Source organism: Clostridium sp. BJN0013, from assembly GCF_040939125.1.
GTDB lineage: Bacteria > Bacillota > Clostridia > Clostridiales > Clostridiaceae > Clostridium_B.
Window position 1 is genome coordinate 2,346,581 of the sequence record NZ_CP162495.1, and the last position, 12,430, is coordinate 2,359,010.

The window sequence follows — 12,430 nt, forward strand, 5'->3', positions numbered from 1 at the left end:
AATAAAAACCTGCAAATTGGCAGGTTTTAAAATTTAATTATAATGACATAATTTCCTTTTCTTTCTTTTCAAGTATTTCATCTATATTCTTTATAAAACTGTCAGTTTTTTTCTGTATTTGTTCCTCACCCTTTTTAATTTCATCCTCAGAAATATCACTTTTCTTTTTTAAAGCTTTAAATTTGTCATTACATTCTCTCCTTATTCCTCTTATAGCAACTTTTGAATCTTCACCGGTTTTTTTTATGTTCTTAACTATATTTTTTCTTGTTTCCTCTGTAAGTTCAGGTATTATAAGTCTTATTATCTCTCCATCATTTGATGGATTTATGCCCAAGTCAGATTTCAATATTGCTTTTTCTATGGATTTCAATGCACTTTTATCCCATGGTTGTATAGCTAGTATTCTAGCCTCTGGAATAGATATACCTGCCAATTGACTTATAGGAGTCATTGTACCATAATACTCCACTTCTATCTTATCCAATATGGCAGGATTAGCTCTGCCCGCTTTCATAGAAGCTAGTTCTTTTATTAAAATATCCACAGTCTTATTCATTCTTTCATCTGCCTTACTTAAAATATCCTTAATCATAAAAAATACCTCCTTATTTCTATTCTTTACAAACAAGTGTACCAATTTTTTCTCCAAGAACAATTTTACTTATATTCTCCGGTTTATCAAGTCCAAACACTAAAATAGGTATGTCATTATCCATACAAAGCGATGTAGCTGTAGAATCCATAACCTGAAGTCCCTTTTCAAGTACTTCAATATAAGTTAACTTGTCAAATTTTTTAGCATCACTATATTTGTGAGGATCTTTATCGTAAACACCGTCTACTTTTTTGGCAAGTAATATAATTTCTGCTTCTATTTCTGCTGCTCTAAGGGATGCAGTAGTATCTGTAGAAAAATAAGGGTTTCCTGTGCCTGCTGCAAATATTACTACTCTATTCTTTTCCAAATGTCTCATGGCTCTTCTTCTTATAAAAGGTTCTGCCACTTCTTTCATTTCAATAGCTGTCTGTACTCTTGTATTTATGCCTAGATTTTCAAGTGAATCCTGAAGTGCCAAAGCATTTATGCATGTAGCAAGCATTCCCATATAATCTGCTGTTGTCCTATCCATCCCCTTGCCACTTCTTCCTCTCCATATATTTCCTCCGCCAACCACAATTCCTACTGACACTCTCATTGATATCAACTTTTTTATTTCAACGGCTATACTTTTTGTTATGTCGAAATCTATTCCATATCCAATATCCCCTGAAAGAGCTTCTCCTGAAAGTTTCAGCATTACTCTCTTGTATATAGGATTACACATTATATTATACCTCCAAACTATAGTAAAGTGAAACTACAATAAAAAATATTTTTTGACACCCCAAAAAAGAGAACACGCAGTGTCCTCTTTTAAGTTACTATTTACCCTCTATCTGCTTTCTAACCTCTTCAGCAAAGTCTTCTTCTTTTTTCTCTATACCTTCACCTTTTTCAAATCTTATAAAATTAGATATTTTTATAGGTGCTCCCACCTCTTTTGACTTACTTTTTAAGTATTTATCAATAGTTAAATCAGAGTCTTTTACCCATAATTGCTCAATTAAACAATTCTCTTTATAGTATTTTTGAACTCTTCCCATAATTATTTTTTCAGCAATTTTTTCAGGTTTACCTTCATTTAATGCCTGAACTTTAAATATCTCTTTTTCTTTATCTAAAGTAGCACTATCCACTGTATCCTTACTTAAAAACAGTGGATTAGTCGCAGCAACCTGCATAGCTACATCTTTTGCAACTTCTTTTAGAATTTCATTTTCCCTTTCACATTCAAGTTTAACAAGAACTCCTATTCTTCCGCCACCATGTATATAACTTTCAATTAAACCCTTTGAAACAGCCAGTCTTTCAAATCTTCTTACTGCCATATTTTCTCCAAGCTTTGAAATTAAATTTACTAATGTTTCTTTTACAGTTTTACTATCATCTGATATATACTTCTCCTCATTTAATTCTTCTACTGTAGTGGATTTAGACAAAGAAATCTGTCTTGCTAAATCATCCACAAAATTTACAAAATCCGCATTTACCGCTACAAAATCCGTTTCACAGTTTACCTCTACTATAGAAGCAACTTTTCCATCTTCTGAAACATATGTTTTAACTAATCCTTCAGAAGCTATTCTGCCAGATTTTTTAGCTGCAGCTGCCAATCCTTTTTCTCTTAATATCTCAATAGCCTTTTCTGAATCTCCCCCTGCTTCATTTAAAGCTTTCTTACAGTCCATCATCCCTGCTCCAGTTCTCTCTCTAAGTTCCTTTACCATCTGTGCAGTTATCATAAATATATCCGTTATGTAATGTAAGACTTTTAAAAGTTAAAAATCTTACATTTACTTCCCTGTTCATAGTATTTTAAAGCTGTGCTTTCTATTGGTCCTGTACTCCCAGGGCTTAAATTCGGATGCATAACACCCTACCTAGTAATTATAAAAATTACCAATAACGGTTTTTCAACTCCTCTCCTAACTTGTATTTGACCCTAATATATAAATGCTTCTATAAGTTAACTATTCCTCAGCTAATTGTTCTCCTTGTCTTCCTTCAATTACTGCATCTGCTACTTTAGATGTAATTAATTTTACTGCCCTTATTGCATCATCATTGCCAGGTATAACATAATCCACTTCATCTGGATCACAATTTGTATCTACTATAGCAACTACTGGTATACCCAAAATTTTAGCTTCTGAAATAGCATTTTTTTCTTTTCTCGGATCAACTACGAACAGTGCACCTACATTTTCTGCATTCATAGCTTTGATTCCACCTAAATTTCTCTCTAATTTTTGTTTTTCATTTCTTAATTTTATAACTTCTTTTTTTGAAAGAATCTCGAATGTTCCATTATCTTCCATTTTTTCTAATTCTTCCAATTTTCTAATTCTATTCTTTATGGTTAGAAAATTAGTAAGCATACCTCCAAGCCATCTATTGTTTACATAATGCATATTGCTTCTCTTTGCCTCTTCTCTAATTGCTTCCTGTGCCTGCTTCTTAGTACCTATAAATAATATGTCTTTCCCTTCAGATGCAATTTTCTTTACAAATTCATAAGCTTCTTCAATTTTTTTTACTGTCTTTTGTAAGTCTATTATATAGATCCCATTTCTTTCAGTAAAAATGTATGAAGCCATTTTAGGGTTCCATCTTCTAGTTTGATGACCAAAATGAACACCTGATTCTAATAATTGTTTCATTGAAATAATTGACATTATATTTCCCTCCTAGGTTTTTCCTCCATTATCTTCATATTTATAAATCAACCTAATACGGCACCTACTTATAAATTAGATAATGTGTGTATTTTAATACCTTATGTAGTATACCATATGGCATACATCTATTCAATAAAAATTACAATATTTAACCACAATAAAATTATTTTATCTTTTTTAATTCATCCATCAATTTATCATTTAATATTTTAATATGAGTTCCCTTCATTCCAAGGGATCTGGATTCTATTACTCCTGCACTTTCAAATTTTCTAAGTGCATTAACTATTACGGATCTTGTTATTCCAACCTTATCGGCTATTTTGGATGCCACAAGCAATCCTTCTTTTCCATCTAATTCATTAAATATATGTTCCACAGCTTCTAATTCAGAATAAGATAAAGTTCCAATTGCCAATTGAACTACAGCTTTTTTTCTAGCTTCTTCTTCAATTTCATCATTTTTAGACTTTAATATTTCAAGACCTACTATAGTTGCACTATATTCTCCCAATACTAGATCTTCATCTGTAAACTTTTCTCCAAAACTTGCCAATAATAAAGTACCTAATCTTTCTCTATTTCCTATTATAGGAACTATAGTTGTAATTTTATCATCCAAATCACAAGGAGTTCCATCTTCAAAAACACAAATTCCATGATTTGATAAGTTTGCAAGAGTTTCATGAGAATTCAACAATTTATTATTGTACTGTTCTGGAAATCTCATTTCACCTATTATGTTATCTTTTACTGTACTACATTCAAAACCATCTGGAAAATTATATCCCAACACTTTTCCTTTTCTGCTTATAATATAGACATTACAGCCTAAAACTTCACTCAATATTTTACATATATCATCAAAAACTACCGGTTCTACTCCTGACTTTTGTAATATCTTATTGAGTTTTCTTGTTTTATCTAATAATGTTGACATTTATATCCTCCTTATTGCCACTAGAATTTATTTAATACACATTAAACACTTAATCAATAAAACCCTACTTAAAAATATTTAAAAAATGGTATCCTTTGCCAATGCTGATAAAAAGAAATTTTTAATCCATAGTGCTAATAATTTTGACTTTTTAAAATATTTAGAATTATGTTTTATCCATTAATTATGATAACATAATAATTATCATAATTCAACTATGATTATTGACATATACCGATTAGAAATTTAAAAATCCTAGAAACTATTTAAACATATGCCAAGGCTTTTACATGATTCTTATTTATATATTATTGAGAAAAATTTAAAAATAAAATATATTATTTATTATCTTCTAACTCCTTGTATTCTTTATGTTTGCATTCTGAATTAGAACATTCTAAGTAATTTCCTTTTGATTTACTATACTTTTTAACCATATAACTGTGACATAGAGGACATTGCTCATTTGTAGGTTCCAGCCAGCTTACAAAATCGCAGTCTGGATAAGAACTACATCCATAAAATTTTCTACCTTTTCTGCTCTTTTTTACTAAAATTTTTCCTCCGCATTTAGGACACTTAACATCCAGTTCTTCTACTATAGGTTTTGTATTTTTACATTCCGGGTAACCTGGACATGCTAAGAAATCTCCAAATCTTCCATGTTTTATTACCATATTTCTTCCACACTTATCACACTTTATATCCGTAACCTTATCTTCTATGGTAATTCTGGCAACTTCTTTTTCTGCTATTTCAATAGCTTTTTTCAAAGGTTCATAAAATTTTCCTACTACTTCAGTCCAGTTATCCTTTCCCTCCTCAATGCTATCTAGCTTAGATTCTATTTCAGCAGTAAATTCCACATCTACTACCTGTTTAAAGTATTCACTAACTATATTATTTACTATATTCCCTAGTTCTGTTGGAATTAAAGTTTTCTTTTCCCTTTGTATATATTTTCTATCTAAAAGAGTAGATAAAATAGGAGCATAGGTACTAGGCCTCCCTATACCATTTTCTTCAAGAGTTTTTACCAAGGATGCTTCTGAAAATCTAGCTGGTGGCTGTGTAAAATGTTGTTTTCCATCTATGGATTTTTTTAAGAGAAGTTCTCCTTCCTCTAGTTTGGGTAGGACTATATCTAATTTTTCTTCCTCTGTTATATACCGATATACTTTCATAAAACCACAAAATTTTATCTTAGAACCTCCAACTTTTAATCCATAATTATTATTAACTATATCTATAGATGTAACATCAATTTTTGCAGAAGCCATTTGGCTGGCCACAAATCTATCCCATATCAATTTGTATACCTTATACTGCTCTGGTTTTAAGTCCGATTTAGCTTTATCTGGTGTTATCTCTACATTAGTAGGTCTTATGGCTTCATGGGCATCTTGTATATTTTTCTTACTTTTAAAATCCCTAGGCTTGGATTCAACATATTCTTTTCCAAATTGATTCACTATAAAATCTCTACAGACTTGTTGAGCTTCTTTAGAAATTCTTACAGAATCAGTTCTCATATAAGTTATAAGTCCTACAGTACCATGGCCTTTTATATCCACTCCTTCATAGAGCTGTTGGGCTATGGACATAGTTCTTTTAGTTGAAAAATTTAATTTTTTATATGCATCCTGCTGAAGAGTACTTGTAATAAATGGAGGGAGAGGATTTTTATTTTTACAAGTATTTTTAATGGATTTTACAATAAAATCCCCACTTTCCAGTTCCTTAATAATCTTATCCACTTCATCTTTATTAGAAATTTCAATCTTTTTTTTATTTAAAGTGGTGAGTCTTACATTAAAACATTTGGTTTCATTTTTCTTATGAAGCATACATTCTATAGTCCAATATTCTTCAGGTACAAAACTTAGTATTTTCTTTTCTCTCTCACATATCATGTTAAGTGCCACAGATTGTACTCTACCTGCACTTAATCCCCATTTAACTTTTCTCCAGAGTATTGGACTTATTTTATATCCCACTAGCCTATCCAGTATTCTTCTTGCCTGCTGTGCATTGACTAGATTTATATTTATTGCTCTGGCAGATTTTATAGAATTTTTTACAGCATTTTTAGTAATTTCATGAAATTCTATTCTACACTTTTCATTTTCATCCAACTTCAGAACATGAGATAAGTGCCATGAAATAGCCTCTCCCTCTCTATCAGGGTCTGTAGCTAAATATATTTTTTCACTTTTTTTGGCTTGTTTTCTAAGTTTATCTAAAATTTCCCCTTTTCCTCTTATAGTTATATATTTAGGGTTATACCCATTATCTATATCAACCCCAAATTGACTTTTGGGAAGATCTCTAACATGGCCCATTGAAGCTTCTACTACATAATTTTTACCTAAATACTTTCTTATTGTCTTAGCTTTTGCCGGTGATTCAACTATAACTAATTTTTGTCCCATTTTATGCTCTGGTTATTGTAAAAATCTAATCCAGAGTACTGCACCCCCTTATTTTACCCATTAATATTTATCCAAAGACGGCAAGTTAGTTAACACCCCAGCTTCTTCAAAATGTGGGATGAGCACTGCTATGCCACTGGATAGGTGATTCTAAGGTTTATATGAAAAAAATATTCCTTACAATCAGACTCCACCTAAACCTCTGAATCATTTTATAGTCTCTTTAATTAACTAAATATTATTCTTCATTTAAATAAATATACCTTAATCCATAATACTTTTGCTACTTTCAATTTTTACATAGTAATTACCAGAAAGACATATTATTTTATTTTTTAACTGCAATTCAAATAATAACTCATATAATTGTTTTATGTCAACATTAGTAATTCTACATATTTCATCTATATGTTTAGGAATTTGTCCTATAATTTTAAGTATTTTTTCCTCTTTATCATTTAATATATCCTCTTTTATACAATCTTTATTCACATATTGCAGGGATAATAATTGAAATAAATCCTGTAAACATGTAAATACATGAGCCCCATCTCTTATGAGTTTATTTGTTCCCTTACTTTTAGAGGAAAATATAGACCCTGGTACTGCCATAACATCCTTACCTTGCTCCAATGCACAACTAGCCGTTATTAAAGCTCCACTTTTCTCTCCTGCCTCCACAATAATTACAACATCACTAAGTCCACTTATAATTCTATTTCTTAATGGGAAATTATAAGCATAGGGTTTTGTTCTTGGAATAAATTGAGATAATATACATCCCTCTTGTAAAATATCTTCATATAATTTCTTATTTTTTACAGGGTATATTACATCTATTCCCGAGCCAAGCACCCCACAGGTATATCCTCTATTTTCTATGGAAGCTCTATGAGCATAACTGTCAATTCCTCTTGCCATGCCACTTATTACATTGATATTATTTATAGAAACTTCTTTGCTTATTAATGAAGCTATATTTTCTCCATAAAAACTACAATCTCTAGCACCTACCAGTGCAACATTTAAATTACTATTTAAATTTTTAATATTTCCCTTATAAAATAAAACTGGTGGAGAATCATTATAATTTTTTAACCTTTCAGGGTAGTCTTCTTCATAAAAATTTATAGTTTTAATGCCTTCTTTAAAACAATATTCCATTAGAGCTCGTAATTTCTCTCTATTCCACGCATTTTTTAGCTCCATATATATTTTGTCATATTTTTTAACAGAATATATATAACTATCATTACAAATATTTTCTTCATATATTTCCTGCATATTAGAAAATCTCTTTACAATATCAATTTTCATTTTATTAGATATTTTTACAGAGGCAAACCACAGATCATATATATTCATATATTATTCACATCCTCTATGTATAATCATGTAAAAATTATGCTCACAATTTAAATATTTTATTCCTAAATAATAAAATATGGCTCACAATATATTTTAAAACATTTAACTCAAGTTTACATATGAAGTTTATATATGTTATATTATCTAGTAAACAATAGATTTTATCCGAAGGCGGCAATTAGCTAATACTCTCATCTTCTTCAAAGTGGGAGATAAGCAGGTCTACACGCCTGGATAAGTTCTTTTAAGGTTCAGCTGGAGATAAGCATTTCTCATAAGAAAACTCCAACTGAACCTAAAAATCACTTGATTGAGGAGATTAAATATGAATAAATTATTATTTGGAATATCAGGACTTCCTCTTGGAGATGGCAACACTAAGTTCAATTATTCCTCTGCCATAGATTATCTGGCTTCCTTGGGCCTTGATGCCATGGAACTGCCTTTTGTTCGTTCTATAAATGTAACGGATAAAAATAAAGATTCCATATTAAATAAAAAAATAGAGCATAATTTTTATCTCTCAGCTCACGGGTCATATTTCATAAATTTAAATGCAGATGAGGAAGAAAAACAACTGAAATCGCTAGAAAGAATTATAAAAGGTGCTTCTGCACTATCTAAAATTCAAGGAAGAAGCTTGGTATTTCACCCTGGATTTTATTTAAAAGATTCTAAAGAAGATACTTATAATACCATAAAAGAAAATTTACTTAAACTTCCCCATGAAAATGTAGATTATCGTCTGGAAACCACCGGTAAAGGCAGCCAATTTGGAAGTTTAGAAGAATTAGTTTCTCTATGTCTAGAAGTACCTTCCTGTAAACTTTGCATAGATTTTGCCCATATTCATGCTAGATATAATGGTGCATTAAAAAATTATAACGATTTTAAAAAGATTCTCCAATATGTAGAAGAAAGACTTGGACAGGAAGCTTTAAATGATATGCATATACATATATCTGGCATTCGTTATAGTGAAAAAGGGGAGAGGAATCATCTACCCTTTCTTGAAAGTGATTTCAATTATGTAGAATGTTTAAGAAGTCTAAAAAAATTCAAAGCAAAAGGATGCATAATCTGTGAAAGCCCTATGCTGGAAAAGGATGCTTTGATACTAAAAAATACCTATGAAAAATTATAATATTTTTTACATCTAGGAGATTAAAATGCTAAGTTATTGTCAAGAATTAGCCAGAGGTGATAACATAAAATGGCTATTAAAATAAATACAGCTTCTTTTTTAGGTATAGATGGAAATATTATATCAGTTGAAGTAGACGTGAAAAGGGGATTTCCATCTTTTAATATAGTAGGTCTTGCAGATACTTCAGTAAAGGAATCCAAAGAAAGAGTAAGAGCTTCTATTATAAATTCAGGATTTGAATTTCCTGTAAAAAAAATAACAGTTAATCTAGCTCCTGCAGACATAAAAAAAGTAGGTTCCCTATTTGATTTACCTATAGCTCTCGGAATACTAATTGCTACAAATCAAATAGATTTTCATGATTCACAAAAATTTTTAATAATGGGAGAGCTTTCACTATGTGGGGACTTGAATAAGATAAGAGGAGTGCTTCCAATAACAATGGAAGGCATAAAAAATAATATAATAAATTTTATAGTTCCTATGAATAATGCAGAAGAATGCTCTTCGATAAAGGGAAGTAACTGTTATGCCTTTAAAAATTTAAAGGAAGTAGTCTACTTTATAAAACACAGAGATTTACTTCCCTACAATTACAAAAAAGTATATTCTAGAAAACAATTTTCACTTGACTTCTCAGACATATTAGGACAGGAAAGCTGTAAACGTGCTCTGGAAATTGCTGCTGCTGGAAATCACAATATAATTATCTCAGGTGCCCCTGGTTCAGGTAAAACCATGTTGGCTAAAAGAATGCCCTCTATATTACCTGATCTAAGCTATAAGGAGGCTTTAGAAGTTACTAAGATATATAGTATAAGTGGGAATTTACCACAAAAAGAAGGCCTGCTTACAAATCCTCCTTTTAGAAGTCCTCATCACACCAGTACTTCTATTTCTCTAGTAGGTGGAGGAAAAAATCTAATGCCTGGTGAAATATCCCTTGCCCACAATGGAGTACTATTTTTGGATGAAATATTAGAATTTAAAAAAAATGTACTGGAAGCCTTAAGACAGCCCTTAGAAGATAAAAAAATAACTATAACCAGATCTTCTGGTACCGTTACTTTTCCATGTAATTTTATGACTATTTTGGCCACTAATCTATGCCCCTGCGGAAATTTTTCTTCCAATAGGCCTTGTACTTGTACTGAACATGAAAGAAAAAGATACATATCAAAATTATCCAGACCCTTTTTAGATAGAATAGATCTATTTACATATGTAAATCCCATTGATTTTAAGTATATTGAAAATTATTCCAAAGGAGAAAGTTCCATAAATATAAAAAAAAGAGTAGAAAATGCCCGAGATATCCAAAAAGAAAGATTTAAAAAAGAAAATATATACTATAATTCAGATATGAACAGCTCACTTATAAGAAAATATTGTAAACTTAATAAAAAATCCATGGAATTAATAAAAAAAATTTATACTAAATATAACCTAACTACTAGAGCTTATAGTAAAATACTAAAAATATCTAGAACCATAGCTGACTTAAATAACTGTGATCGAATAAAAGAATTCCACATAAAAGAAGCCCTATACTATAGAAAATTTATGGATAAGGATTTTCTATAAGTAAAATTTATTGTAGCCTATAAAAATTTCTAAAAAAATCTTTATTTTGTTTTACAATAATTGTATAATATACGTAATAAAAGTTATTTAATACAATATTTATAAAAGCAGGGTGATTTTATGTGTTTTATATTTGTCATACTAGGACTAATACTGGGAATTGTATTATTTCTAATTGGAATAAAAACTAATAATGTTGATATTATTAGCATCGGAAGCGTACTTTCTATATTTTTTTTATTAATTTGTATAAATATATACATACCTAATTTAATACATACTTTAAATTCTAGTGTAATTAGAATAAATAATAGACTACCCCATTAAAAATTCACTGAATAAAAATAATGGGGGAATAATGCAAATTTTTATTACAAATGATATAATAATAAAAAAGTTTGGAAATGAAAGGGGAAAATTTATGCATTCTTTTAACAAGGATATAGGTTCCCTGGGCGAAGATATTGCTAAAAATTATTTGAATCAAATTGGATATACCGTACTTGAAAGAAACTTTCGATGTAAAGTAGGTGAAATAGACATTATAGGAAAAGATGGTGATTATATTTGCTTTATAGAAGTCAAGTCTCGCTATGGAAAATTATATGGAAATCCCTGCGAATCGGTAAATTATTCTAAACGTCTCAAAATCTATAAAGCAGCTAATATATATATAATGAGAAAGAAATTATTTAAATTTAATTTTAGATTTGATGTAATAGAAATTATATTTAATACTTATAATGATGTTCCATCTATAAAACTTATTAAAGATGCTTTTCAAATATAACTTTATCTGCTTTATTTTAAACTATGTTTTTTAAAAAACTTAGTCTATGTATTTTACAGGTGCCGTACTTCCTTATGGCACCAATATGTTCCTTGGTTCCATAACCCGAATTACTTTCAAAATTATATTCAGTATAAACTTTTGAATATTCTCTCATAAGTTCATCTCTATAGACTTTAGCTATAATGGAAGCTGATGCTATACTTACACTTTTTGAATCACCTTTTATTATAAATTCATTACGAATAGGTAAATTTTTAACGGCATATCCATCAGATAAAACCAACTCTACAGGTAACTTCAAACCCAGTACAGCTTTTCTTAAAACTTCATTATTACACCATGAAATTCCTCTCTTATCTATTTCTCTGTTATTTATAACCGCAATACTATAGCTTAAAGCTTTTTCTTTTATGGTCTGTGACAATTCACGTCTAGCCTTTGGAGTGAGTTTCTTAGAATCTTTTACACCTAGAATTAACTTTTTATCTTCCATATAATCTAAGTTTAGTATAACCGCAGCTGCAACTATAGGACCTGCTAAAGGCCCTCTTCCTACTTCATCTGTTCCAGCTACATATACATAATTTCCAAAATATTTATCAAAATTATACATTTGTTTTACTCTTTCAATTTCTTTTTTTTGATTTAAAAGAAATTTATAAAGACTAAAATATAAGCCATTCACATTTTTTCTCTTATCTGCCTTTAGTTTTTGTAAGATATTTATAAATATATGATAATCTTTAAAATTAAAATACTCTTTTTTTAAATTAGTAACTTCTGTTTTTATTTTTTCAAAATTAAATTCTTCTAAATTATCCCACAATGAACTCTCTATTTCTTTAGTAAATTTATTCATATTTTCACTACTTTCATACATTATC

11 protein-coding genes are annotated in these 12,430 nt (G+C 29.7%); 3 read left to right on the forward strand and 8 right to left on the reverse strand.

The window, feature by feature from the left end:
• Window positions 1–37 precede the first annotated feature (37 nt).
• From frr to dprA, 7 genes are all read right to left on the reverse strand, one after another.
• On the reverse strand, window positions 38–595 hold the full coding sequence (frr, locus tag AB3K27_RS11940; RefSeq protein WP_368487652.1) for a ribosome recycling factor: 558 nt from the start codon (window positions 593–595) through the stop codon (window positions 38–40).
• A gap of 19 nt (window positions 596–614) precedes the next feature.
• Window positions 615–1,328: a UMP kinase gene (gene pyrH, locus AB3K27_RS11945; protein WP_368487653.1), complete on the reverse strand. Its 714-nt coding sequence runs from the start codon at window positions 1,326–1,328 to the stop codon at window positions 615–617.
• A 97-nt stretch (window positions 1,329–1,425) separates the two neighbouring features.
• Window positions 1,426–2,346, reverse strand: coding sequence for a translation elongation factor Ts (gene tsf, locus AB3K27_RS11950; RefSeq protein ID WP_368487654.1), 921 nt, complete (start codon window positions 2,344–2,346; stop codon window positions 1,426–1,428).
• Between the two features lie 228 nt (window positions 2,347–2,574).
• Window positions 2,575–3,279 carry a 30S ribosomal protein S2 gene (gene rpsB / locus AB3K27_RS11955; protein WP_368487655.1) on the reverse strand — a complete coding sequence of 235 codons (705 nt, stop codon included), beginning with the start codon at window positions 3,277–3,279 and terminating at the stop codon, window positions 2,575–2,577.
• Between the two features lie 166 nt (window positions 3,280–3,445).
• Window positions 3,446–4,222 carry a GTP-sensing pleiotropic transcriptional regulator CodY gene (gene codY / locus AB3K27_RS11960; RefSeq protein WP_368487656.1) on the reverse strand — a complete coding sequence of 259 codons (777 nt, stop codon included), beginning with the start codon at window positions 4,220–4,222 and terminating at the stop codon, window positions 3,446–3,448.
• Between the two features lie 338 nt (window positions 4,223–4,560).
• Complete coding sequence (gene topA / locus AB3K27_RS11965) at window positions 4,561–6,654, reverse strand: type I DNA topoisomerase (RefSeq protein WP_368487657.1); 2,094 nt, start codon at window positions 6,652–6,654, stop codon at window positions 4,561–4,563.
• 264 nt (window positions 6,655–6,918) lie between these two features.
• Window positions 6,919–8,019 carry a DNA-processing protein DprA gene (dprA, locus tag AB3K27_RS11970; RefSeq protein WP_368487658.1) on the reverse strand — a complete coding sequence of 367 codons (1,101 nt, stop codon included), beginning with the start codon at window positions 8,017–8,019 and terminating at the stop codon, window positions 6,919–6,921.
• Window positions 8,020–8,347: 328 nt separating this feature from the next.
• Between dprA and AB3K27_RS11975 the strand changes: the two genes are divergently transcribed.
• From AB3K27_RS11975 to AB3K27_RS11985, 3 genes are all read left to right on the forward strand, one after another.
• Window positions 8,348–9,166 (forward strand): TIM barrel protein, encoded by an 819-nt coding sequence (locus AB3K27_RS11975; protein WP_368487659.1) that lies wholly within the window; start codon window positions 8,348–8,350, stop codon window positions 9,164–9,166.
• Window positions 9,167–9,235: 69 nt separating this feature from the next.
• Entirely contained in the window at window positions 9,236–10,753 is a 1,518-nt protein-coding gene (locus AB3K27_RS11980) for a YifB family Mg chelatase-like AAA ATPase (protein WP_368487660.1), read from the forward strand.
• 421 nt (window positions 10,754–11,174) lie between these two features.
• Window positions 11,175–11,543 (forward strand): YraN family protein, encoded by a 369-nt coding sequence (locus tag AB3K27_RS11985; protein WP_368491227.1) that lies wholly within the window; start codon window positions 11,175–11,177, stop codon window positions 11,541–11,543.
• A gap of 16 nt (window positions 11,544–11,559) precedes the next feature.
• Here the strand turns inward: AB3K27_RS11985 and AB3K27_RS11990 are convergent, their stop codons facing one another.
• Window positions 11,560–12,426 (reverse strand): ribonuclease HII, encoded by an 867-nt coding sequence (locus AB3K27_RS11990; protein WP_368487661.1) that lies wholly within the window; start codon window positions 12,424–12,426, stop codon window positions 11,560–11,562.
• Window positions 12,427–12,430: the final 4 nt, after the last annotated feature.

Excerpts from the sequence above, each read along its gene's own strand:
- AB3K27_RS11990 (WP_368487661.1), bottom strand. The coding sequence starts at position 12,426 with ATGTATGAAAGTAGTGAAAATATGAATAAATTTACTAAAGAAATAGAG.
- AB3K27_RS11985 (WP_368491227.1), top strand. The coding sequence starts at position 11,175 with ATGCATTCTTTTAACAAGGATATAGGTTCCCTGGGCGAAGATATTGCT.
- topA (WP_368487657.1), bottom strand. The coding sequence starts at position 6,654 with ATGGGACAAAAATTAGTTATAGTTGAATCACCGGCAAAAGCTAAGACA.
- dprA (WP_368487658.1), bottom strand. The coding sequence starts at position 8,019 with ATGAATATATATGATCTGTGGTTTGCCTCTGTAAAAATATCTAATAAA.
- rpsB (WP_368487655.1), bottom strand. The coding sequence starts at position 3,279 with ATGTCAATTATTTCAATGAAACAATTATTAGAATCAGGTGTTCATTTT.
- AB3K27_RS11980 (WP_368487660.1), top strand. The coding sequence starts at position 9,236 with ATGGCTATTAAAATAAATACAGCTTCTTTTTTAGGTATAGATGGAAAT.
- pyrH (WP_368487653.1), bottom strand. The coding sequence starts at position 1,328 with ATGTGTAATCCTATATACAAGAGAGTAATGCTGAAACTTTCAGGAGAA.
- tsf (WP_368487654.1), bottom strand. The coding sequence starts at position 2,346 with ATGATAACTGCACAGATGGTAAAGGAACTTAGAGAGAGAACTGGAGCA.
- AB3K27_RS11975 (WP_368487659.1), top strand. The coding sequence starts at position 8,348 with ATGAATAAATTATTATTTGGAATATCAGGACTTCCTCTTGGAGATGGC.
- frr (WP_368487652.1), bottom strand. The coding sequence starts at position 595 with ATGATTAAGGATATTTTAAGTAAGGCAGATGAAAGAATGAATAAGACT.
- codY (WP_368487656.1), bottom strand. The coding sequence starts at position 4,222 with ATGTCAACATTATTAGATAAAACAAGAAAACTCAATAAGATATTACAA.